The following is a 22,968-nucleotide window of genomic DNA, read 5'->3' as shown; positions in this document are numbered from 1 at the left end:
GTCGCGAACGTCGGAACTCAAGGCCTCCAAAAAGTCTACCAGAGCCGGATCATCTGAAAGCCCGCAAATACGTCGCTCGGATCGATGCCGAGGGCCGTGGTGATCCGGAGGCCACCGAAGAAGACCGCGCGGCCGAAAAGGCCGACGAACAGGAACAATCCCGTAATGATCAGGCCAGAAAAAAGCGCCATGCGGTCGCCGGTGTCACGCCAGGACATCGGCAGCAAGGGTCGGATGATCCCGTAACCATCGAGGCCGGGGATCGGCAGGATGTTGAGCACGATCGTGGTGGCCTGGAGGAAAGCCAGGAACGCCAGGACCGCGCCGATGTCGCCCGGATTGGTGGCCGTCCAATGATAGAGGACGAGCAGCACCAGCATGAAGAGGAGATTGGCGAAAGGCCCCGCGGCCGAGACGGCGGATCGCCAAGCTTCGCTGCGCAGCCGCGACTGATCGACGAAGACGCTGCCGCCCGGGAAGCCGATCCCCCCAAGGAGCGTAAAAACAAGGGGAAGTACGATCGACAGGACGGGATTGACGAACCGCACGGGGTCGAGCGTCAGATAACCGGTCCCGGCGATCGAGGCGTCGCCGCCCTTATAGGCCACGACGGCGTGGCCGAACTCATGCAGACACAGACTCAGCACCCAGCCGGAAAACACGAAGACGAGCGCGATGCCGGCGCCCTGCACAAGGCCCCGCCCGATGACGATCCCAGTCACCGTGAACAACGCGACGATCATCAGGAAGTTGAAACTCGGGACAAAGGCGCGACTGCCGGTCGTGCGGCGTGGACCCAAAGGACCGGGAGAGCGTGTCATGATTCGGCCGGTCCTCATTGATCGCCGGCTCTCGAAGGCCGTACAGGCGGATTTAGAGCGGGCCGCTTGCCGAAGCCAGCGCGCAATTCCGGCTGGAGCACTCGTCGTCCGTAGGGCCTACGCCTCGAAACGACCGGTCGCGTCACGATCGTGATCGTATCGCCTCGCGAGTGGGAACAGCGGCAACCAGGATTCGCGACGAACCGTCCAACTTTCATAGCTGGGCATCAGTTGGTCAGGCGCATCGAGGGACCCCAGGTTCACCTCGATTTCATCCGCGGTGCGCGCGAAAACGGAGGAACCGCAGTGTGGACAAAAAAACCGCCCGGCATAGTCGCGTGTTTCGCCCGTGATCGTCACCGCATCCTGAGGGAACACGGCCGACGCGTGAAACAGGGCCCCGTGATGCTTGCGGCAGTCGAGACAATGGCAGAGGCCGACCCTGTAGGGAGCGCCCGATGCCACAAGTCTGATGTTGCCGCATAGACAGCCGCCCGTGACGCGATCCACGCTCATCTCCTCCAACAAGTCGAGCGGCTGGGCCGTAACCACCTTCGTGGAGCCGAGCCCCGCCAAGCTGGCGACCGCCACCTTGGCCTGGTCCGCTCAGGCGACGCTGCGCAGCTTCGGCGTCTCCTCGCCGCCCAGGCGGCGCTCCATCGCATTGGCGTACCATTCGACGAATTGCATCACACCACCCTCATGCTCGGGCGAGTAGGGTCCGGGCTGATAGGCGGGCGACAGGATACCGCGTTGGTTCTCCTCGACGATCTGCCGATCCTGATCGTTGGTCGAGATCCAGACTTTGGTGAGTTCGTCGACGCTGTAATCTACGCCCTCGACCGCCTTGGCATTGACCAGCCACTTGGTGGTGACCTGGGTTTCGGTGGCGCTGAGCGGCAGAACCCGGAACGTCACGGCCGAGTCGCCGAGCACGTGGTTCCAGGTCGAGGGATAGTGGAACAACAGCATGGTGCCGATCTTCGGCTCGGTAACGCTGTCGGTGAGCGGCAACGCCACGGCGCGCTTGCCCGACATCGTGTAGCTTTCGGCGTCCCGCAACAGCGGCATCCGGGCCGAGCGGTACTGACCGTCAGCTGAGATCCTGAAGGTTGAGGGTAGTCCCACCGCCTCGCAACGCGCCCAATGGGCCGAAATCTCCGGGTCGTCGGCGCCCCCGGAAACACCGGTCGAGGCCGGGGCTTCCGGGTAGGTGCGGCAGAGCTCCGGATGATTGCTGGCACAATGGTAGCACTCGCGGTTGTTCTCCCACACGAGTTTCCAATTGCCGTTCTCGACGATGGTGCTTTCGAATGCGACTTTCACGTCTTTGAGAAGATGCGGCGCGAGGTAGGGTTCGGTGCTGGCCCGAAAGGCCTCGAAATCGGGGGCGACATCAGCCACGCAGACAAAAATATAGCCCGCGAAGCTCTCGCAATGGATGGGTTTCAAGCCGAACTCGGACTTGTCGAAATCCTCGCCCATGTGACGTGCGCCGAACAGCGTGCCGTCGAGATTGTAGACCCATTGGTGATAGGGACAGATCAGCCGGCGCATCTTGCCATGGTCGGTCGTGCAGACGCGGGAGCCACGATGGCGGCAGGAATTGTGGAAGGCCCGGATGGCGCCGTCGTTGCCTCGCACCACCACGACCGGATAGTCGCCAATCTTGAACGTGAAGAACTGGCCCGGCGTCGCGATCTCGCAGTCGTGGCCCGCAAACAGCCAGTCCTTGTAGTAGATCGTCTCGAGGTCGACCTTGTGGAACTCCGGATCGGTGTAAAAGCCGCGGGGTAGGCTGAAGCCCTCCCGACGATTGCGGAGCTGCGACAGCATCGTGGTTCGGACAGTCATCGAGAACCTCTATCGGGGACATGGCCGGCCGAAAACCAGCAAGGGGCGGCGGCGGTCACGTAAGGAGAACATCGCGTTTCGCTCATCCCAATCAAGTTTCGATCGGATCGTCTTGCCGAATTTCGACGGACGCATGCCTGAGCCGGCCACACGCAGGAGATCTGCGTTGCCTGGGCGGCACTTTCTCGCCTGAGGACCTTGACCTTTGCCGGTCAGCGCCCTTGGTTTGGAAAGCAACGACCGTGAGGAACCTGCGTGTCTCCATCGCCAGTCCAAACCAAACGGCGGGCCCTGCTGATCGTCAACACACATGCGCGCCGCGGCGCCGAGGCCGTGCAGCAAGTCGAAGAGGCTCTGGTAGGCGCCGGCCTTGCGGTGGAACGGCAAGCCTGCGCCAAGCGCGACGATCTGGCCGGCCTCATCCGCAGCCGGGCCGCTGACATCGATTGCGTGGTCATCGGTGGCGGTGACGGCACCTTGAACGCCGCGGCCCCAGCGCTTCTCGACACTGGACTGCCGCTCGGCATCATCCCGCTCGGCACCGCCAACGACCTTGCCCGGACTTTGAATATCCCGGTCAATCCGATCGAGGCGGTGGCGATCATCGGGGCGGGTCACGAGAAGAAAATCGATATCGGCCTCGCCAACGACCATCCCTTCTTCAACGTCGCCAGCATCGGCTTCGGGGTGGACCTGACACGAGCCCTGACCCGCGACGCCAAGAGCAGATGGGGCGCTCTCGGCTATGCGGTCGCGGGATTCAAGGTGTTGAGCCGCATGCGCCCCTTCCGGGCCCGCATCATTCAGGGCGACAGCCGCATCATGTCGAAGACGATCCATCTCGCCATCGGCAATGGTCGTCACTATGGCGGCGGCATGACGGTATCAGAGGATGCGGCGATCGATGACGGCCGGCTCAACGTCTACAGCCTCGAAGTGCGCAGCGTGTGGAAACTCCTGGTCCTGCTGCCATCGATGCGACGAGGCACACATGGGCGATGGCACGAGGTCAAGACGCTCTCCGGCCAGGAGATCGTGGTGCAGACGCGCCGGCCGCGATCGGTCAACACAGACGGCGAAATTACCACCAAGACGCCCGCCCGCTTCAAGGTGCTTCCGGGCGCGGTGACGATCTACACGCCTGCTCCGTAAGGCGCGGCCGACCCGCGCACCGCCTCATAGGAGCGGCTCCTCGGCTCGCTCAGGCTCGCTTTGCGGTGGCGCGAGAGCACGCAACTCACGGGTGATATCGGTCAGGCTCACTTGGCCCTTGCTGAAGATGCGGTCGGCTCCTTCCAGGCGATCACGGTCTCCGGCCGTCAAATCGCGCGCGGTGAGGACGACGACGGGGACATCGCGGCAACCCGGCCGCTCTCTCAGCTCCTCCAGGAAACTGAAGCCGTCCATGACCGGCATGGTCAGGTCGAGCAGGATAACCCGCGGCACCACGCGCGACACAAGAGCGAGAGCCTCCTTGCCGTTTTCGGCTTCCTGGGTGGTCCAGCCATTGCGTTCGAGCACCGACTTCAGCCGCGCGCGCGCATCGGCGTCGTCATCGACGATGAGCACATCGCCCTCGGCATCGCGAAACCGGTCCATCACGATCTTCAGCTTGTCCCAATGGACCGGCTTCGTCACGTAGTCGGCGGCGCCGAGGGCGGCGCCCATGCCAGTATCGTGCACGAAGGTCACCATCACGACCGGGATTTTTGCGAGTTCCGGGTCGGCCTTGAGCGTCGTCAGTACGGACCAGCCGTCCATGCGAGGCATCATGACGTCGAGGAGAATAGCCCGGGGCTCGAGTACGCGCGCGAGATCGAGCCCCGTCTGACCGTCCGGCGCTGTCGCCACGGTAAAGCCCTGCCGCTCGAGAAAACGGGACATGAGATCGCGCTGGGCCGGATCGTCGTCGATGATGAGAATGGTTTCACGTGCGCGCGGATGGGGGGATGGACTGGCGTCGATCTCGCCATCGGGCGCCGAGGAGAGGTGGGGCATCTCGGCCGGAAGCGTCATGATGAAGGTACTTCCCTCCCCGGCCACGCTTTGCACGCGAATGTCACCGCCGAGCAACCGGCAAAAAGCCCGGGTGATCGCAAGCCCGAGGCCTGTGCCGCCGAATTTCCGCGTGGTGGTCTCGTCGGCCTGCGTGAACCTCTCGAAAAGCCGGTCCACTTGTTCCGGGGACATGCCAATGCCCGAGTCGACGACCCGAAACTCCAGCCAATCCTGCGTACCGCGCTGCGAACGCACGGCCTCAAGCGTAATCTGCCCGTTCTCGGTGAACTTAGAGGCGTTGCTCAGCAGATTGAACAGGCACTGGCGCAGTTTGACCCCATCGGTCCGCATCATGCCGAGATCAGGTGGCGCCGTCAGGGACAGGACATTGTTCTTCTTGTGAACCAGCGCGCCGACGGTCGAAACGACGTCACGCAACAAGATCCCGACATCGATCTCCTCAGCGAAGACGTCCATCCGGTTCGCCTCGATCTTCGACAGGTCGAGCACGTCATTGATGAGACTGAGCAGATGCCGGGCGTTGGACTTGATCTTTCCGAGATCGGTCTTGAGGCTCTCGACGCCGAGGTCCTCGACCTCTTCCTCCATCATCTCGCTGTAGCCGATCACGGCCGACAGCGGCGTCCGCAATTCGTGGCTCATATTGGCAAGGAAGACGCTCTTGGCGCGATTGGCCGATTCGGCGGCCTCCTTGGCGGCGGCCAGTTCAAGCTCGGCCTCCTTTCGGGCGGTTATGTCCGTGGACGAGCCGATCCATTCCCGCACATGGCCGCCCTCATCCGAGATCGGGACGGCGTGGGCGTCGACATAGCGCCAAGCGCCGTCCAGACGCCGGATGCGATGCTCGATCTTGTAGGGCGTGCGGCTCGCGATGGCGTGCGCCAATGCCGTCTTGACCTCCTCCACGTCGGCGGGATGGATCGCGGCCGTCCAACCGGTGCCCTGGTGGTCCACGAATTCCTGCCCCGTGAACGCCGCCCATTCGACCTGCGGCTTGTCGAACTCACCCGCTCCGTTCATGAGCCAGACGATGGAGGCAACCGATTCGGTGAGTGTCCTGAAGCGCTCCTCGCTTTCGCGTAGCCTCTGCTCGCTTCGCTTGCGGGCGGTGACGTCGAGAACCACCATGCCGGCGCCCTCGATGTCGTTGGAATTGCCGGCTCCGACGCGATGCAGCGGGTAGAAACTGACCTGATAGTGTCGGGTCTGGTCGGGATGCGCGTTGCTGACCGCCTGGACATCGAGATTCTGGATCGGACGACCGCCGCTCACCACCGTGCGCACACGCGCTTCCAGGGCCTCGCGCATCTGGGGCATCACCTCCCAGATGCTTTGCCCGATGACGGCACTGAGGGCGCGTTCGCTCATCGTCCTCAGTGAGCGGTTCATCTGCCGCACGTGCAGCGTCGCATCGAGGAAGCCGAGCCCGACCGGCGCGTTGTCGAGAACGCCTTCGAGAAGCGCGGCGCTCGCCTGCTGCGCCCGCCGGCGCCGGGTTGCCGTGGTCACCAAAATCGCGAAGGCGACAGCCATCGCCAGCAAAGCGATGGCGGCCATCGGTACCGCAAGGACATGCGCATCACGACGAAAAGCTGCAATACGGGCGTCGGCCTCGTCCTGGCTCTTGCCGACTTGCGCCCGTACGGCATCCATCAGCGTCTTGCCGCGACCGTTTCGCACAAGCGACAGCGCCGTCGCGGCGCCATCCTTGCGATAGGATCCGATGCCCCTCGCCGCAGAGGCGCGGCGCTCGTTCACGAGGTCGATCAGGTCGCCAATGGGAAAGCCCATCTCCTGAACCCGACGCGCTTGACCGTCGAGCAGAGCGTTGGCGGCGTTGTAGGGATCAAGGTAGCGGTCTTCCCCTGTCAGGAGGAAGCCGCGCTGTCCGGTCTCGAGGTCTTTGAGATCCGACAGCAGTCGTTCGAGCCGGATCGTGAACGCCGTATTGCGCTCGATCTCGGCGCTATCGCGCCATGCGACGAAGGCCGATACGCTCCCGAGTACGATCGCCAGCACCAGAAGGACGAGGGCGGGCCCGTTCGATCCGCGAAAGCGCCGGAACGCTCCGCTCGCGTCGGCATCACCGCCTCCATCGTTCACCATGTCCGTGCCCGCCATTGTCCGGTGACAGATCTTGCCAACCTATCTCACTTCTTCTCCAGAAGCAGGTGACCTTGCTTCTGCAGCGCGGCCTGCGCCTTCTCGGCGAATTTCGCCAGCAGCCAGGGCAGTTGGACCGTCAACGTCACGTCGTTATCGGAGACGTCGATCAGGCCGTTCGCGGCTTGTCCCAGCGCGCCGACCCGAAAGGTCAGTTGATCGCCCGCCCACTCCTCCTGCTGAATGGAGACGATCCCGCCGTACTTCTCACGCGCCCATTGGATCCCGTCCTTGAGCCGGCGTACGGCCTCGGTTCGGCCGAGCTGGTGCGGGAGTGAGACGACGAGGGGTTTGGACATGAATCAACTCCTGAGCTTCAACCCGCGGGATGCCGTTCCGCGGTGGACGCAGCGCGATTGCACAGGTCTGGGTCGACCGGTCCGCGCCGCAATGCACGATCTTTCGCCACCATATGGCGCCTTTCGGGCCGAACCGCAGTGGGGCCGGCCGTCAAATCGCTCGGAGCCGGTGCATGACGCGCCGAAAGGCAGCCTCGACAGCCGCGCGCCCAATGTGACGGCCCCGCTCTACGACCCGCCGTCCGCCGAGGTACACCTCGCTGACGGGAGAATGGGTCGAGGCAAATATCCAGGCATCGAGAACGGTGTCGCCGTCCCGCCCGACAAGAGTGGGATCGTCGGGATCGAGAACGATGATGTCGGCGCGCGCTCCGGGCGCGATGGCGCCGATCGGTAGGCTGAGAGCCTGGGCACCAGCGGCCGCGGCGGCTTCGAACAAGACCCGGCCGGACGAGCGATGCGGCGTCGCGACGCGATTGCGGGCGCGGTCGCGCAGGCGCTGCGAGTAGCATAGGGTGCGCAATTCGTCGCGAAGTGAGATCTGGACGTTCGAGTCACTGCCGACCCCGTAGCGCCCGTCCGCACGGAGAAAAGAGGTGAGCGGGAAGATGCCGTCGCCGAGATTGCTTTCCGTGATGGGACAGAGCCCCGCGACGGCGCCCGTCCGCCCGAAGCGCCGGGTCTCGTCCTCGGTCATATGCGTGGCATGCACGAGACACCAACGCCTGTCGATTGCGATATGGCTCAACAGCCAGTCGACCGGGCGCTCACCCGTCACGGCAAGGCATTCCGCGATCTCGCGCTCTTGCTCGGCAATATGGATATGCACGGCGCCGGAGCCGTGCAGGCCGAGCAGATAGGTCAACTCCTCCATCGTCACGGCCCGCAGGGAATGCGGCGCGATGCCGATGCCCCCGATGGGCAGCGTCGACACGGCATCGCCGGCACTGGCATGCAGGCGTGCGAAGAGATCGAGGTCGCAAACGAACCGGCGCTGTCCCGGCGTCGGCGGACCGCCATCGAAGCCGCTATGGGCATAGAAAACGGGGAGGAGCGTCAGGCCGATGCCCGTCGTGGCGGCGGCGGCCACGATACGGCGGCTGAGTTCGGCCGGGTCGCCGTAAGGCTGACCCTCGGCGCCATGATGCAGGTAGTGAAATTCCGCCACGGCCGTGAAACCGCTCTCGATCATCTCGACGAACGCCATGGCGGCCACCGCCTCCACATCCTCGGGCACGAGGTGGCCCACGAAGTTGTACATAGCCTCGCGCCAAGTCCAGAAATGATCGTCCTCGACCCCTCGTCGTTCCGTCAGCCCGGCGAAGCCGCGCTGGAACGTATGGGAATGAAGGTTACCGACCCCCGGCAGCGCCACGCCCTTGACCCGATCAGTATCGGCAGAGGGGGCAGTTCCGGACTCGACTCCGACGATCTGACCGTCGCCTGAAACGGTTACGGTCACCTGATCGCGCCAGCCATCCTGCAGCAGGGCACGATCAAAATAGAGCCTTGTCATCGCTAAACTCCGGACCCACGGTGCCGAAGGTTCTAGCGGGCTTGCACGCTCGGGTCACGAGGCACGAACGGAATGCCATGCGATGGCAGCGCTTTAAGGCTTAGTCGAAGGGCCCCTCGCAGCGACCGTCCGCCTGCTTGAACGCGGGAGGATCGCACGGGTTTGAATCGTGACGGCAAAGCTTGACGCATGTATTCCGAACATCGCCGTCGCGCGCATAGCCGGTGTCGCCATAGCGCTGGTAATTGTATCGGGCCGCGGCAGCGCCGCCCTGGTAGGGATCAAGATTATAAACGCGGGCTTTTGCCGGCACACCCACCAATGGCGTGAGCATCACCGCGGTAAGCAACGTTTTGGTGAGAGTCATGGATGTGTCTCCTCTCTGAAACAACATCCGCGAAATCGAAACTGTTCCTACTGCGCTGCTGTGGCGCGATGGCTCTCGGCACCCGCCATCCCCTTGTGGCTTGCCCTCGCGCGAGAACGCCCAAGCTACACCGATGCCGTAATGATCCGGTCCGTGTGGCCGAGGTCGCGGTCAGGATCAAGTCTGTCGCGAACCCGCTGCTTCAAGGATTTGATGTCGGGGAAACCGCCGTCCCGCTTGCGCTCCCAAATGACCTCACCGTCATAGGTGACAACGAAAACGCCGCCGGTGCCTGGCGAGAGAGCCACCTCTCCCAGGTCGAGCCCGAAGGTCGACAGCAGTTCCTGCGCCATCCAGGCGGAACGCAGCAGCCAATTGCACTGTGTGCAATAGGTGAGGACGATCCTCGGCTTATCGGTCTCCATGGAGCGATGGTCCATTCGGCAAGGGCCCGCGCGCCCCGTCGATCGAATCTGCCACCGCAACGGAGTTCTGACAAGTCAAGCCCCGACCATCATTGCGCCGCGACGATCGCCTGACGCGGATTGCGCAGGTCGGCTTCGATCAGGCCGGAGCGCAGGCGGATCGTGCGGTCGCAGCGCGCCGCGAGATCCGCATCATGGGTGACGAGGACCAGCGTCGCCCCACGTTCCGCGCGCGTGGCAAAGATGAGGTCGACAATGGTCTGACCGGTCGTGTCGTCGAGATTTCCGGTGGGCTCATCGGCCACCAGGATCGCAGGATTGGGGGCGAGCGCCCGCGCCAGGGCGACGCGCTGCTGCTCGCCGCCCGACAATTGCGCAGGATAGTGGCCGAGGCGTTGTTCGAGGCCGACGGCTGCAAGTTCGCGGCGTGCCATGGCCAGCGCATCGCGGCGTCCCGCGAGTTCCAACGGCACGGCGACATTCTCGAGCGCCGTCATGGTCGGGATCAGATGGAACGACTGGAACACGATGCCGATCCGCTGGCCGCGAAACCGGGCGAGAGCATCCTCGCTGAGGCCGCCAAGCGATTTCCCCTCGATCTCGATCGCCCCGGACTGCGGGCGCTCAAGCCCGGCCAGCACCATCAGCAGCGTCGATTTGCCCGAACCGGAATGTCCGGTAATGCCAACCGCGTCGCCGCGCGCCACATTGAGATCCAATCCGCGCAGGATATGAACCCGAGCGGGCCCGCGTCCCAGACTGACATGAACGTCGCGCAAGACAATCGCAGGTGTACTCGATGGACTGGTCATTCATGTTCCAAGCGCTGCGCGGTCAAGCCGGTGGTCCCGTCCGCTCATATGGCGGCGCTGACGCGGGATGCCAGCGCAGACCCGGCACAGTGTCCCGGCATAACAGGAGGGCGCCCGCCATCATCACCCTTACCGTGATGGCGGCAATGACCTTCGTGCCGGTGCCGGTGCTCGCCAAAACGCTTCAGCTTGTCGCCTTCGGCGACAGTCTCATGGCCGGCTACAAGCTTCCGGCCGGCCAGGATTTCCCGGCCCGTCTCGAAGCCGCCTTGCGCCAGCATGGCTACGACGTGACCATCAGCAACGCGAGCGTCTCGGGTGACACCACGTCCGGCGGGCTCGACCGGCTCGATTGGTCCATTCAGGACGGCACCGATGGCGTGTTGCTTGAACTCGGCGCCAACGACATGCTGCGCGGCCAGGACCCTGCCCTCACCCGCAACAATCTCGACACGATGATCACACGTCTCGCTGACCGCCACATCGCGGTTTACCTCCTGGGCATGCGCGCCGACCCGACGCTTGGGGCGGAGTTCACGAGCCGCTTCGACGCCATCTATCCGAGCCTCGCCAAAGCGCACAGCCTGCCGATCTATCCCTTCTTCCTGGACGGCGTCGCGGGGCAGAGCCGATTGCAATTGAGCGACGGCATGCACCCCAATCCGGAGGGCGTGGCGCTGATGGTCACCCGTGTCCTGCCGGGCGTGGAGACATGGCTCAAGACCCTCCAGCCGAAAGCCTGACTCGCGAAGAAGGTCCTCCTGCCGCTCCGATAGAAATCCTACTAATTTTTGTTAGTCCCCTCTCATTTGTTATCGAGCTGAAAAGACGCGCTCTTCCATCAAGGCAGCCTGCGATGTCGCTGGGGGAGTGAATGGGCCAATCTGGTGTTGAGACGAATGGAGGCCCTTCCTACCGGCTCTACCAACTGGGCGAGGATGGGCACATCAAGGCCTTTTCGATCATTGCCGCCAAAACCGATGAAGAAGCGATCCAGCAGGCTCAGGCTTTGATCGACGGCGACACACGCGAGCTCTGGGATCGGGACAGATTGATCGTCAGGCTGGAACCGGCAAGGCCGAACGACACCGAGCCGGAGTGATCGGGCGCAAGTCACACGGGCGATCAACGGCTTGAGACGACGAGTGTTGGGATCTCTGAGCGGCATCCTGCGCCGCTCGTCTCCGCACCGGCTCGGGCCTGTGATCCGGATCACGGATCACCTCGAGCGGACGCGCTAAGGTCCCTTCGTCGCAACGGCCACTTTGGTGCGTCGTGATCCGCGGCACGGAGGACCTGTCCATGCCCACGCGGCGACGTTTTCTGGCTGAAGTCACCGCGCTGGTGTGTTTCGGCCTTTGCTCTTCCGGGCGTCCGGCCGCCGGCGATGTACCCCCTCTCGCCCGACGGCTGTCCGCTTTCTATGACCACCTCGATGTCGAGGATCGCTGGATCGCCGGTCAACACGTCGATTGGCGAACCGGCGAGCCCGATGGCCAGCCCGAACGGTTGCCAGGCCGCCACACCCATTGCAGCGCCTTCGTGGCCGCAGTGGCGGAACGGCTGGGCATCTACATCCTTCGGTCGCCGGAGCATGGGCAGGTCCTGCTCGCCAATGCGCAGAACGAATGGCTGCCGAATGCCGGCCGCGACGCCGGCTGGCTTCCCCTCAGCGACGCGCTCGCGGCCCAGAAGGTCGCCAACGCGGGGGTTTTCGTGGTCGCGAGCTACCACAATCACCAGGCAGACCACCCTGGGCACATCGCCATCGTCCGCCCGAGCCGGAAGGCCGCGGATGTCGTGGCCGATGAAGGACCGGACGTGATTCAGGCCGGAACGCGAAACTTTACCGACGTCAGCCTGCGTGAGGGCTTCGCGGGCCATCCGCATGCCTGGATCGACGACGAAATCCAATTTTATGCGCACGAGATCCCGAAGGGCCGGCTGTAGCTCGGGATCCATGAACTATGAGCCGGTCTCTATGATCAGCGCGGGGAACCATCACTCTTGAAGGCAATATGGAGAAAGGTCGGATCATGCCTGACCCCGAAAAGCGAAGCGTGACGATCGTCGGCGTTCACCATGACCTGGCCCGCAAACAGTCGAAGGTGCGGATGGTCTGGGATGGGGACCCCGACAAGTCCGTGGTGCTGCCAATTCCCTTCGGATGCAGCCTGGACGACATGCCGCGTGAATCGGAGGCTGCCCTCCGGGCCCTTTCGGCGGATACCGCCACCATCGGGGTTCGCTCGATTGAGGCATGATCCGCGAAGACTGACGCTCGTCGGGAGCCTACATTGGCGGCGTGCCATTCAGCTTCAGAACGTCCCCGGCCAAATACAATGATCCGGTGATCAGGATTCGCGGTGGCACGAGCCAGGGTCGCGCGCAGAGGAAGCCCAAGGCCTCGGCGACCGAGCCGCAGGTGGCCGCGGGAATGCCGCAGGCGAGTGCAATGGCCGCGATGTCGGCAGCATTCCGGCCCGCGTGCGCGTCGCCGATCGGCACGGCGATCAGCTCCTGGGTCAGGTCTCGGAAGGAGTCCAGAAAGGCCTTCGGATCCTTGGTGGTGAGCATGCCGCAAATCAGCACCAGAGGCCGCGTGTTGCGATCTTCGCGCTCGCCCATGGCGGCAGCCAGCACACGCCCCCCATCGGCATTGTGCCCCCCGTCGAGCCAGATCTCCGCTTCGAGCGGCGCGAGATCGGCCACGGTTCCGCGTGTCAACCGCTGCAGGCGCGCGGGCCAGGAGGCGGCAAGCAAACCGGCCTCGATGGCACGTGGCGCGATGCCGGGCAGCAGCAGCCGCAGTGCCGCGATCGCGGTGCCGGCATTACCCTGTTGGTGTCGGCCGGCCAGCCGAGGCAGCGGCAAGTCAAGCAAGCCGCGGTCGTCCTCGAAGATCAGGCGACCGTTTTCTTCGCGCGTCGCGAAATCCTGGTTGCCGACGCGGTGGGGAGCGCCGACACGTTCCGCCTGTCGAACCAATACGTCGAGAGCCACCTCGTCCTGGGTGGCGAATACGGCTGGAACACCTCGCTTCAGAATGCCGGCCTTCTCGAAGGCGATCTTGTCGACGCTGGTTCCGAGGAACTCCGGATGGTCCATCGACACCGGCGTGATCACGCTGAGCGCCGGCCGCTCCACCACATTGGTGGCATCGAGTCGCCCTCCGAGCCCGACTTCCAACAGCAGATAGTCGGCCGGCACCTCGCTGAATGCCAAGAATGCGGCAGCGGTCGTGATCTCGAAAAAGCTGATCGGCTGACCCGCATTGACCGCCTCGCATCGCTCCAGCACATCGGCGAAATGCGCGTCATCGATGAGAATGCCGCCGCCCGCCCGCCCTAGGCGCACCCGCTCATTGAAGCGCACCAGATGCGGCGAGGTGTAGACATGCACGGCGGCGCCGGTCGCTTCCAGCATGGCGCGCAGGAAGGCGACCGTCGAGCCCTTGCCATTGGTGCCAGCCACATGGATCACCGGCGGCAGGTGACGCTCCGGATGGCCGAGGTCGTCCATCAGCCGTTGCATCCGGTCGAGCGACAAATCGATCAGTTTGGGATGCAGAGCCGGAAGTCGCGCCAGCACCGTATCGAAGTGGGCGGCGGTCACGCGGCGTAACTATTCGGCCGCGGCCGGGAACGGCAATTGCGGGGCGGCTTCCAGCTCGGCTGGCCTCTCGTCGGCCGAAACCTCGTTCATCAGCAGGCCGCACAGGCGCGACAAGGTCGCCTTCATGTCCCGGCGGTGCACGACCATGTCGACCATGCCATGCTGTTGCAGATACTCGGCCCGCTGGAACCCCTCGGGCAACTTCTCACGCACGGTCTGTTCGATGACGCGGGGGCCCGCGAAGCCGATCAAGGCTCCGGGCTCGGCGATGTGCACGTCGCCCAGCATCGCATAGGAGGCCGTGACGCCGCCCGTAGTCGGATTGGTCAGCACCACGAGGTAGGGCAGCTTCGCGGCCCTGAGGCGCCGCACCGCGACCGTCGTGCGCGGCATCTGCATCAGCGAGAACATGCCCTCCTGCATGCGGGCCCCTCCCGAGGCCGCGAACAGGATGAAGGGCGTTCGATGCTTGACCGCATGCTCCATGCCGGTCACCACCGCTTCACCGGCCGCCATGCCGAGCGAACCGCCGATGAAGTCGAAGTCCTGCACCGCGACAGTCGCGTCGCGTCCGCCCATCCGGCCGAAACCGACCTTGACGGCATCTTGCAAACCCGTCTTGACGCGTGCGTCCTTCAGCTTGTCGACATACCGCTTCTCGTCACGAAACTTCAGCGGGTCGAGTAACACTTCGGGAATGGCCACATCGTCCCAGCGCCCCTCGTCGAACAGCGAGGCAAGGCGCGAGAGCGCGCCCATCCGCATGTGGTAGTCCGAGCCCGGCACCACGAAGAGATTGGTTTCAAGATCCCGATGGTGCACGAGTTGCCCGCTCTCGGGGCATTTCACCCAGAGATTCTCAGGCGTCTCTTTTTTGAGAAATGACCGGATCTTGGGTGGAACGACGTTCAGGATCCAGTTCATACGGCTTTCTGGAGCGTGATCGCTCATCGCAAAGCTCCTGTTCCGGCATTGCCTCGGACGCGTTGGGCCCCGCGCACGCCGCGGGCCAACTCGGCCACAAAGGCTGCCACATCCGGCACTGTACGGTCGGTGGCGGCCTCATTCCCATCGAGGGATTGCTTCAAGACCGAGATCAGGGCAGTCCCGACCACGACGCCGTCGGCATGGGCTGCAACCGCCGCGGCATTCTCGGCAGTCTTCACGCCGAACCCGACCGCCACCGGCAAAGCCGTATGGGCCTTGATGCGCATTACCGCCTCATTCACCTTGGAATAGTCCGGCACGGCCGCGCCGGTGATTCCTGTCACAGACACGTAGTAAACGAATCCGGAGGTATTGGCGAGCACGGCCGGCAGGCGCTTGTCGTCGGTCGTCGGCGTCGCGAGGCGAATGAAGTTGAGACCGGCCTTCAAGGCCGGGATGCAGAGTTCCTCGTCCTCTTCGGGCGGCAGGTCGACCACGATCAACCCATCGACGCCGGCCGCGAGCGCGTCGGTCAGAAACCGTTCCACACCGTAGATATAGATGGGATTGTAATAACCCATCAGGATGATGGGGGTCGCGGCGTCGCTCTCGCGGAAGCGGCCCACCATGGCGACCGTCTTGGCAAGCGTCTGGCCGTGTTTCAAAGCCCGGAGGCCGGCCGCCTGGATCACGGGGCCATCCGCCATCGGATCGGTGAACGGCATGCCGAGCTCGATCACATCGGCGCCGGCCTCGGGCAGGCTCTTGAGAAGGGCAAGCGATGTCTCAGGATCCGGATCACCGGCAGTGATGAAGGTCACGAGGGCGGCGCGTTGTGCGGCGGCGCAGGCCGCAAAACGCGCGTCGAGGCGGCTGGTCATGCTGTCACATTCCGCCGAGGTGTTCGGCCACAGTAAAGATGTCCTTGTCGCCACGCCCGCTCATGTTCAAGACCATGATGTGGTCCTTCCCGCGCTGCGGCGCAAGCTTCTGGATCGCGGCAAGGGCATGCGCCGGCTCCAGCGCCGGAATGATGCCTTCGAGCTTCGAACAGAGCTGGAACGCATCGAGGGCCTCGCGGTCAGTTGCGGACAGGAACGTCACCCGTCCGACATCGGCAAGCCAGGCATGTTCCGGACCCACGCCTGGATAGTCGAGCCCGGCCGAGATCGAGTGGCCTTCGACGATCTGACCGTCGTCGTCCATGAGAAGAAAGGTGCGGTTGCCGTGCAATACGCCGGGCTTGCCGCCAGCGATCGACGCCGCATGCGCCGGTGTGTCGAGCCCATGGCCGGCCGCCTCGACGCCGAAGATCTCGATGTCGGGCTCGTCCAGGAACGGGTGAAACAGGCCGATCGCGTTGGAGCCACCGCCGATACAGGCGACAAGCGAGTCCGGCAGACGGCCCTCGGCTTCGAGGATCTGCGCACGGGTCTCCGTGCCGATGATCGACTGGAAGTCGCGCACCATGGCCGGATAGGGATGCGGCCCCGCCGCTGTGCCGATGCAATAGAACGTGTCGTGCACGTTGGTGACCCAATCGCGCAACGCCTCGTTCATGGCGTCCTTGAGGGTCTTGGCGCCCGATTGGACGGGCACGACTTCCGCGCCCAGCATCTTCATGCGGAACACATTGGGCTTCTGACGTTCCACGTCGACCGCGCCCATATAGACGATACATTGCAGGCCGAAGCGCGCGCAGGCGGTGGCGGTCGCGACGCCGTGCTGGCCGGCACCCGTCTCGGCGATGATCCGGGTCTTGCCCATGCGGCGCGCCAGCAGGATCTGCCCCATCACATTGTTGATCTTATGGGCACCCGTGTGATTCAGCTCTTCGCGTTTGAAATAGATCTTGGCGCCGCCGAGATGTTCCGTGAGACGCTCGGCGAAATAAAGCGGCGATGGACGTCCGACATAATGCTTGTGCAGGCCCTGCAATTCTTCCGTAAAGGCAGGGTCGACCCGTGCTGCCGCATAGGCTGCTTCGAGATCCAGAATGAGCGGCATCAGCGTTTCGGCCACGAAACGCCCGCCAAACGTGCCGAAATGCCCGCGCTCGTCAGGCCCCGTTCGAAAGGAATTGAGCTTTTCCGGTTTCACGATTGGTCTCCACCGCCCAAAGGCTGCAGATAGACCACGTGGCCCCGATAGGCCAGCCTTGTTGTGGGCACGAGGGTTTTGACGACGATCGGACGCATTGGCGCTGAGCGGCGGCTACCGCCCATCTCCTGAATGTCTCTGTACCTTGTATGGCTCCAAACATCCGGGAAGCGATTGTACTTCATGCGGCCGTCGCCGACCAATCCGCACACATCGGCAGGATGGGCACGCGTCTCGATCGCATCGAGAAGCGGCTCGATCTCGTGGAAGCCTGAAGTCAGGTAGAGGTCGGACACCCATGCTCCGACCGATGTCGATCAGCGGCACCGTGCGGCATGCACGAATGCGGCGATCAGAGCGGCATCCTTGCGACCGGGCTCCGTTTCGACGCCCGACGAAACATCGACGGCGGCAGCGCCCGAAATCCGGACGGCTTCTGCGACATTGTCCGGTGACAGGCCACCCGACAGCATGAAGGGCTCGTCGATCGGCTTGAGGATGGTCCAATCGAACGCGACACCGTTACCCCCCGGCAGCGCCGCGTCTTTCGGCGGCTTCGCATCGAACAGGATGCGATCGGTCACCTGGGCGTAGGGCTCAGCCGCGGCCAGATCGGCGGCGGTCGCGAGGCCGACCGCTTTCATCACGAAGACGCCGGCCCGCTGCTTCACGGCGGCGACGCGCTCGGGCGTTTCGGACCCATGCAGTTGCAACCAGTCCGGCCGCACCGCCTCCATGATGGCATCGATCGCCCCATCCGTGGCATCCACCGTCAAGCCCACGATCGCGGCACGCCCGCGGGCTTGATCGGCGAGCGCACGCGCCTGCTCCAGCGAAACGTGGCGAGGACTTTTGGGAAAGAACACGAGGCCGATCTGATCGGCACCGGCCGTAATCGCCGCCTCCAACGTGTCCGGCGTCGACAGGCCGCAGATCTTCACGAGCGGCGCCTCGCTACGAAGCGACATCGCCAAAACATAGTCGTCCATGACGAAGCCGCCGCCGATGTCGGCCACGAGCGCGTCGACGATCCGGAAGCCGGCCCGCGCGTAACTTTTGAGGGCACGGGTGTTCGTCTTGTTCACCCGCAGCCGAAGTTCTCTGGCGCCCCCCTGACACGCGAGGGCGCGAGCATGGCGCAGCATCTCTTGTCCGAGCCCACTGCCCTGATGCTCGGGCAAGAGATAGAGCTTGTGCAGCTCCGCTGGACCGCTTCCGCTCAGAGACAGCGCGAGATAGCCAACCGGCCGCCCCTCAATCTCGGCGAGGGTCCATTGAACGCCGCGATCCATCTCGGCCGCGATCGCTTCTTGGGCATACATCCACCCGAGCATGTAGTCGATCTGAGCGGCCTTCAGCATGGCGGCGTAGCTGACGCGCCAGACCTGTTCGGCTAGCTCGCGGATAACCGGAATGTCGGCCGGAACGGCCGGGCGGAAGGTCAGGTGGATCGGCATCACCCTCGAATGGCTGGAGCGTGGACCCCGCAGGGCAACCCAGGTCGAGGCGTCCATAGGCCACGATGAGGCGACGAACCAGAAAAATCGGATCGGCCAGCATGCCCTTTGCGTCGCTCGCCTTCTTGTGGCTGTCGACTGAACCGATCACAAGGGGTTTCGAATGGTCAGGCCTTACCGACGCAGACGCGCGATCAGGCTCGACGTGTCCCAGCGACGACCGCCCATCGCCTGCACGTCGCCATAGAATTGGTCGACCAGCGCCGTCACCGGAAGGGTCGCGCCATTGCGGCGCGATTCGGCCAGGCAGATACCAAGGTCCTTGCGCATCCAGTCCACCGCGAAACCGAAATCGAACTTGCCCTCAGCCATCGTCTTATGGCGGTTTTCCATCTGCCAGGACTGAGCCGCGCCCTTGGAGATCGTCGCCACGACCTGCTCGACATCGAGCCCCGCCTTCTCGGCGAAATGCAGCGCCTCGGACAGACCCTGGACAAGGCCGGCAATGCAGATCTGGTTCACCATCTTGGTGAGCTGCCCCGCACCCGCCTCCCCCAGCCGCTGACATTTCTGGGCATAGGCGGCAATGACCGGTTCGGCCCTGTCATAGGCCGCGGCCTCACCACCGCACATCACCGTGAGACGGCCGTTCTCGGCCCCGGCCTGTCCGCCCGAGACCGGTGCATCAATGAAATGAAAGCCGCCTTGGCGGGCCGCCGCGAACAGCTCACGGGCGACCTCGGCCGAGGCCGTCGTGTGGTCGACGAAAATCGCGTCCGGCGCCATGGCCGCGAATGCACCTTCGGGTCCGGTCGTGACCTGGCGCAGATCGTCGTCGTTGCCGACGCAACAGAAGATCATGTCCTGGCCGGCCGCGGCGGCAGCCGGGGTCGTCGCAGACGTGCCGCCGAAGCGAGCGACCCAGGCCTGCGCCTTTGCGACGGTGCGGTTGTAGACCGTCACCTCATGACCGCCCTTGGAGGCCAGGTGACCCGCCATCGGGAAACCCATGATTCCCAAGCCCAGAAATGCCACCCGCATAAGGTCCTCCGCTTTCGTGTCAGCCTTCGAACCGATCGGCCCGGCGCAAGGCAGGGAATAGCATCATCCAAACCACAACGACCGCGAGCGTGCCGAAGCCACCCAGCGCCGCCGCCGGCACCGTTCCGAATAGGGCTGCGGTCATTCCCGATTCAAACTCGCCCAGTTGGTTCGAGGTGCCGATGAACAGGGAATTGACCGCGCTCACCCGACCCAGCATCGCCTCCGGGGTCAGCAATTGCACGAGCGACGTGCGGATGACGACGCTGATGTTGTCGGACGCGCCAAGCACAGCCAGCGCGACCATCGATACGGCGATATTGGTCGAATAGGCGAAGACCAGCGTCGCCAGCCCGAAGATGAAGACGGCCGCGAACATCTTGAGGCCGACGCGGCGCTCTAGGGGAACCATCGACAAGGCAGTTCCCATCGCCAGGGCGCCCAGCGCGGGTGAGAGGCGCAGCAGACCGAGCCCCCAAGGGCCGGTGTGCAGAATGTCCTTGGCATAAATCGGCAGCAGTGCCGTGGCGCCGCCGAGCAGCACGGCCACAAGGTCAAGCGAGATCGTGCCGAGAACGACCGGACGCTGCCAGATGAAATGCAGGCCGGAAAACACCGAGGCGAGGGTCGCCGGCTCCTTGCGGGGCGGCGTACGTTCGAGCCGGATGGCCCGGACGCAGAGACTCGCCAAGAAGAAGCACACCGTCGCGCAAGCAAAGGGGACGCTGGGTCCCACCGCATAGAGCAGTCCGCCGAGGGCCGGTCCGATGATGGCGGCCGTCTGCACGGCCGTCGAGGATACGGCCACGGCCCGCGACAGGAGCTCCGCCGGCACCACGCCCGGAAGCAGCGCCGCATTGGTGGGCTGTTCGAACGCACGAGCGCCCCCGAACACCACGACGGCCGCATAGATGCCCGGCGTTCCGAGCCAGCCTCCAACGATGCCCAGTGTCAGGGTCAATACCGTTAGGCCTTCGACCGCCTGGCAGATCGAGACGATCAACCGTCTATCGTAGCGGTCCGCGACATGTCCGACCAGGAAGGTCAGCACCACCATGGGGGCGAATTGGAAAAGGCCGACGAGCCCGAGGCTCGCGGCGCTTCCGGTCCGCGCATAGACGAGCCAACCCAGCGCCACGGCGGACATCTGAAAGGCCAGCGAAGAGAGGGTTCGCCCGATCCAGAACAGCCGGAACGCGGGATGGTCGAACGGGTGCTGGCTTTCACTCAAGGCGCGGGGCGTTCTCGATCATCGCGGGGGCCAAAGTGCCCCGCCAGGAAGGGTGGGAGGCGGCCGTCTTGTTTCAAAGGGAGCTAGGGCTTCGAGGCCAGCCGGTCCAGACGCTTTTGGAGGTCCACCATGTCACGCCGGACGGTCTCTATGTCGTCCTCTTCGGGGACCGCTGGTTCGGACTCACCCCCAGCCTCGGCTGGCGCTGGGGTCCCTGGTGTAGCCGCGGCGAAAGGATTGAACACGCTGAGCGCCTGGGAAAACATCAGCATGTTTTTTCGCGTCTGCTCTTCCAGCTGGTCGAACATCTGGTTGCGCACGGCCTGCCCGGGCAGGAATTTGGTTCCGAAGGTCGTGTCCATCTGGTCGCGCAGCTTGTGCTGCTCGCTGGTGAGGCGGTCGATGGTGAATTCGAGATAGCTCGGCACGAGCATCTGCATGCTGTTGCCATAGAATCGGATCAATTGGCGCAGGAACGTGATCGGCAGCAGGCTCTGCCCGGTCTTGCCTTCCTGTTCGAAGATGATTTGCGCCAGAACCGAGCGGGTGATCTCCTCGCCGGTCTTCGCATCGAACACAACGAAATCATCGCCCTTCTTGACCATCACGGCCAAGTCTTCCAGCGTCACGTAAGTGCTCGTCCCGGTGTTGTAGAGACGACGGTTCGCGTATTTCTTGATCGTCACGGGCGTGTCGCCGACACTCATGATACACCTGCGAGAACGCACTGCAGCGAAGACGTCTGATAATCGCCATGCATAGGGGGTTTATCCGCGTCATAAAACCGTTTTCTCGGCAGAAATTCCAGAAAATGCCGCAGGTGCACAAATTCGCCGCGTGCGCGGCCATTCAGATCGGCAGGACGGTGCTGACGCCGAGGCCATCGCAATGCACCGATTTCCCGACCTCGATGTCTTGCGGCAAGTGCACGACTGTCCGATCTTAATGCGGGAGTGCGGTTGTACCGAGGTTTCGGACCGCTGCTGCAAAAGCAACCAGGAGGAACATCCATGTCCGATATCGTCATCGTCGCCGCGACCCGAACGCCGGTGGGCTCGTTCAACGGCGCCTTCGCCAATGTGCTGGCGCACGAGCTTGGCGCCGAGGTGATCCGCTCCGTTTTGACACGGGCAAAGCTCGATGCGGGCGAAGTGGACGAGGTGATCCTCGGACAGGTGCTTACGGCGGGACAGGGCCAGAACCCGGCGCGACAGGCCGGCATGGCAGCCGGCATCCCGAAGGAAAAGACCGGATGGAGCCTGAACCAACTCTGCGGCTCGGGGCTGCGTGCCGTGGCGCTCGGGTTGCAGCAGATCGCGAACCGGGATGCCGACATCATTGTGGCGGGCGGCCAGGAATCCATGAGCCAGGCGCAGCACGCCGCCCATCTGCGCTCCGGCACGAAGATGGGCGACCTCAAATTCATCGACACCATGCTGAAGGACGGCCTGATGGACGCCTTCAACGGCTACCATATGGGCAACACGGCCGAAAACATTGCCACGAAATGGCAGCTCACACGCGAGGAGCAGGACAAGTTCGCGGTCGCGTCGCAAAACAAAGCTGAGGCGGCTCAGAAGGCCGGACGTTTTGCCGACGAGATCACGCCCTACACGGTGAAGGGCCGCAAGGGCGATATCGTGGTCGACCAGGATGAGTATATCCGTCCCGGCACCACAATGGAGTCGATCGCCAAGCTGAAGCCGGCCTTCTCAAAGGAGGGCTCGGTCACGGCCGGCAATGCGTCGGGCATCAATGACGGCGCGGCCGCCGTCGTCCTGATGACGGAAGAGAATGCCGCCAAGCGCGGGCTGACACCGCTCGGCCGCATCGCCTCGTGGGCGACCGCCGGGGTTGATCCGGCCGTGATGGGGTCGGGCCCGATCCCGGCCTCGCGCAAGGCGCTTGAGAAGGCGGGATGGTCGGTCAAGGATCTCGATCTCGTCGAGGCCAACGAGGCCTTCGCGGCACAGGCGTTGGCGGTGAACAAGGACATGGGCTGGGACCCGTCGATCGTCAACGTCAATGGCGGCGCGATCGCCATCGGTCACCCGATCGGTGCTTCGGGCGCGCGCGTGCTTGTCACCTTGCTCCATGAAATGCAGCGCCGCGACGTCCGCAAGGGTCTGGCGACCCTGTGCATCGGTGGCGGCATGGGCATTGCGATGACGATCGAGCGCTGACCCGCTCAATCAGCGCATGGCAGGCGGCATGAAAACGCCCACCTGCCACCCCTGAACTGACCTATAACGACAAAATGGGCGCCGCAAAGCGTGGCTCCCTTCCATTCCTATCGATCGCTTGGGAGATCCCGGCGCGCC

General features: G+C 64.1%; 24 protein-coding genes and 1 pseudogene. 6 read left to right on the top strand and 19 right to left on the bottom strand.

The window, feature by feature from the left end; translation table 11 throughout:
- Positions 1–35: 35 nt before the first annotated feature.
- From M8523_RS08140 to M8523_RS08130, 3 genes are all read right to left on the bottom strand, one after another.
- On the bottom strand, positions 36–821 hold the full coding sequence (locus M8523_RS08140; protein ID WP_282584344.1) for a site-2 protease family protein: 786 nt from the start codon (positions 819–821) through the stop codon (positions 36–38).
- Between the two features lie 117 nt (positions 822–938).
- A complete protein-coding gene (locus M8523_RS08135; RefSeq protein ID WP_282584547.1) occupies positions 939–1,331 on the bottom strand; it encodes a GFA family protein in 393 nt (130 codons plus the stop codon).
- Positions 1,332–1,427: 96 nt separating this feature from the next.
- On the bottom strand, positions 1,428–2,675 hold the full coding sequence (locus tag M8523_RS08130; RefSeq protein WP_282584343.1) for an aromatic ring-hydroxylating oxygenase subunit alpha: 1,248 nt from the start codon (positions 2,673–2,675) through the stop codon (positions 1,428–1,430).
- A 255-nt stretch (positions 2,676–2,930) separates the two neighbouring features.
- Here M8523_RS08130 and M8523_RS08125 point away from each other — a divergent pair, with 255 nt between their 5' ends.
- Positions 2,931–3,827, top strand: coding sequence for a lipid kinase (locus M8523_RS08125; RefSeq protein ID WP_282584342.1), 897 nt, complete (start codon positions 2,931–2,933; stop codon positions 3,825–3,827).
- A 24-nt stretch (positions 3,828–3,851) separates the two neighbouring features.
- On the opposite strand, the gene M8523_RS08120 is transcribed toward M8523_RS08125, so the two are convergent.
- The 6 genes from M8523_RS08120 to M8523_RS08095 all read right to left on the bottom strand — a co-directional run bounded on the left by M8523_RS08120 (position 3,852) and on the right by M8523_RS08095 (position 10,276).
- Entirely contained in the window at positions 3,852–6,800 is a 2,949-nt protein-coding gene (locus M8523_RS08120; protein ID WP_282584341.1) for a response regulator, read from the bottom strand.
- A gap of 44 nt (positions 6,801–6,844) precedes the next feature.
- Positions 6,845–7,156, bottom strand: a complete 312-nt coding sequence (locus tag M8523_RS08115) for a polyhydroxyalkanoic acid system family protein (RefSeq protein WP_282584340.1) — start codon at positions 7,154–7,156, stop codon at positions 6,845–6,847.
- Between the two features lie 151 nt (positions 7,157–7,307).
- The gene (locus M8523_RS08110; protein ID WP_282584339.1) at positions 7,308–8,672 is read right to left on the bottom strand and encodes a formimidoylglutamate deiminase; all 1,365 of its coding nucleotides are present in this window, start codon (positions 8,670–8,672) and stop codon (positions 7,308–7,310) included.
- A 100-nt stretch (positions 8,673–8,772) separates the two neighbouring features.
- Positions 8,773–9,039 (bottom strand): hypothetical protein, encoded by a 267-nt coding sequence (locus M8523_RS08105; RefSeq protein WP_282584338.1) that lies wholly within the window; start codon positions 9,037–9,039, stop codon positions 8,773–8,775.
- A gap of 125 nt (positions 9,040–9,164) precedes the next feature.
- The gene (locus tag M8523_RS08100) at positions 9,165–9,464 is read right to left on the bottom strand and encodes an Rdx family protein (protein ID WP_282584337.1); all 300 of its coding nucleotides are present in this window, start codon (positions 9,462–9,464) and stop codon (positions 9,165–9,167) included.
- Positions 9,465–9,553: 89 nt separating this feature from the next.
- Positions 9,554–10,276: an ABC transporter ATP-binding protein gene (locus M8523_RS08095; RefSeq protein WP_282584336.1), complete on the bottom strand. Its 723-nt coding sequence runs from the start codon at positions 10,274–10,276 to the stop codon at positions 9,554–9,556.
- A 137-nt stretch (positions 10,277–10,413) separates the two neighbouring features.
- On the opposite strand from M8523_RS08095, the gene M8523_RS08090 reads away from it, so the two are divergent.
- The 4 genes from M8523_RS08090 to M8523_RS08075 all read left to right on the top strand — a co-directional run bounded on the left by M8523_RS08090 (position 10,414) and on the right by M8523_RS08075 (position 12,540).
- Positions 10,414–11,019 (top strand): arylesterase, encoded by a 606-nt coding sequence (locus M8523_RS08090; RefSeq protein WP_282584546.1) that lies wholly within the window; start codon positions 10,414–10,416, stop codon positions 11,017–11,019.
- Between the two features lie 131 nt (positions 11,020–11,150).
- Positions 11,151–11,378 carry a hypothetical protein gene (locus M8523_RS08085; RefSeq protein WP_282584335.1) on the top strand — a complete coding sequence of 76 codons (228 nt, stop codon included), beginning with the start codon at positions 11,151–11,153 and terminating at the stop codon, positions 11,376–11,378.
- Between the two features lie 200 nt (positions 11,379–11,578).
- Positions 11,579–12,226 (top strand): hypothetical protein, encoded by a 648-nt coding sequence (locus tag M8523_RS08080; protein WP_282584334.1) that lies wholly within the window; start codon positions 11,579–11,581, stop codon positions 12,224–12,226.
- An 86-nt stretch (positions 12,227–12,312) separates the two neighbouring features.
- Positions 12,313–12,540, top strand: coding sequence for a hypothetical protein (locus M8523_RS08075; RefSeq protein ID WP_282584333.1), 228 nt, complete (start codon positions 12,313–12,315; stop codon positions 12,538–12,540).
- A gap of 28 nt (positions 12,541–12,568) precedes the next feature.
- Here the strand turns inward: M8523_RS08075 and M8523_RS08070 are convergent, their stop codons facing one another.
- From M8523_RS08070 to phaR, 10 genes and pseudogenes are all read right to left on the bottom strand, one after another.
- Positions 12,569–13,891: a bifunctional folylpolyglutamate synthase/dihydrofolate synthase gene (locus M8523_RS08070; RefSeq protein WP_282584332.1), complete on the bottom strand. Its 1,323-nt coding sequence runs from the start codon at positions 13,889–13,891 to the stop codon at positions 12,569–12,571.
- A 9-nt stretch (positions 13,892–13,900) separates the two neighbouring features.
- Positions 13,901–14,815 carry an acetyl-CoA carboxylase, carboxyltransferase subunit beta gene (gene accD / locus M8523_RS08065; RefSeq protein ID WP_282584545.1) on the bottom strand — a complete coding sequence of 305 codons (915 nt, stop codon included), beginning with the start codon at positions 14,813–14,815 and terminating at the stop codon, positions 13,901–13,903.
- 23 nt (positions 14,816–14,838) lie between these two features.
- Entirely contained in the window at positions 14,839–15,699 is an 861-nt protein-coding gene (gene trpA / locus M8523_RS08060) for a tryptophan synthase subunit alpha (protein WP_282584331.1), read from the bottom strand.
- A gap of 4 nt (positions 15,700–15,703) precedes the next feature.
- Positions 15,704–16,918, bottom strand: coding sequence for a tryptophan synthase subunit beta (gene trpB / locus M8523_RS08055; RefSeq protein WP_282584330.1), 1,215 nt, complete (start codon positions 16,916–16,918; stop codon positions 15,704–15,706).
- Complete coding sequence (locus M8523_RS08050) at positions 16,915–17,214, bottom strand: hypothetical protein (RefSeq protein WP_282584329.1); 300 nt, start codon at positions 17,212–17,214, stop codon at positions 16,915–16,917. The genes trpB and M8523_RS08050 overlap by 4 nt, the downstream gene beginning before the upstream one ends.
- Positions 17,215–17,235: 21 nt before the next feature.
- Positions 17,236–17,886 carry a phosphoribosylanthranilate isomerase gene (locus M8523_RS08045; RefSeq protein WP_282584544.1) on the bottom strand — a complete coding sequence of 217 codons (651 nt, stop codon included), beginning with the start codon at positions 17,884–17,886 and terminating at the stop codon, positions 17,236–17,238.
- Positions 17,887–17,949: 63 nt separating this feature from the next.
- Positions 17,950–18,375, bottom strand: a pseudogene (locus M8523_RS08040) (GNAT family N-acetyltransferase); the annotation flags it as partial.
- Positions 18,376–18,549: 174 nt separating this feature from the next.
- Positions 18,550–19,416, bottom strand: coding sequence for an NAD(P)-dependent oxidoreductase (locus tag M8523_RS08035; RefSeq protein ID WP_282584328.1), 867 nt, complete (start codon positions 19,414–19,416; stop codon positions 18,550–18,552).
- A 19-nt stretch (positions 19,417–19,435) separates the two neighbouring features.
- A complete protein-coding gene (locus M8523_RS08030; protein ID WP_282584327.1) occupies positions 19,436–20,647 on the bottom strand; it encodes an MFS transporter in 1,212 nt (403 codons plus the stop codon).
- Between the two features lie 83 nt (positions 20,648–20,730).
- Positions 20,731–21,354 (bottom strand): polyhydroxyalkanoate synthesis repressor PhaR, encoded by a 624-nt coding sequence (phaR, locus tag M8523_RS08025; protein ID WP_282584326.1) that lies wholly within the window; start codon positions 21,352–21,354, stop codon positions 20,731–20,733.
- 303 nt (positions 21,355–21,657) lie between these two features.
- Between phaR and M8523_RS08020 the strand changes: the two genes are divergently transcribed.
- On the top strand, positions 21,658–22,830 hold the full coding sequence (locus M8523_RS08020) for an acetyl-CoA C-acetyltransferase (protein ID WP_282584325.1): 1,173 nt from the start codon (positions 21,658–21,660) through the stop codon (positions 22,828–22,830).
- Positions 22,831–22,968 lie beyond the last annotated feature (138 nt).

Source organism: Lichenifustis flavocetrariae (assembly GCF_026130545.1).
Taxonomy (GTDB): Bacteria; Pseudomonadota; Alphaproteobacteria; order Rhizobiales; family Beijerinckiaceae; genus Lichenihabitans; species Lichenihabitans flavocetrariae.
Note: the sequence above shows the minus strand (reverse complement) of the source record. Positions and strands in the feature narration are given on the sequence as shown.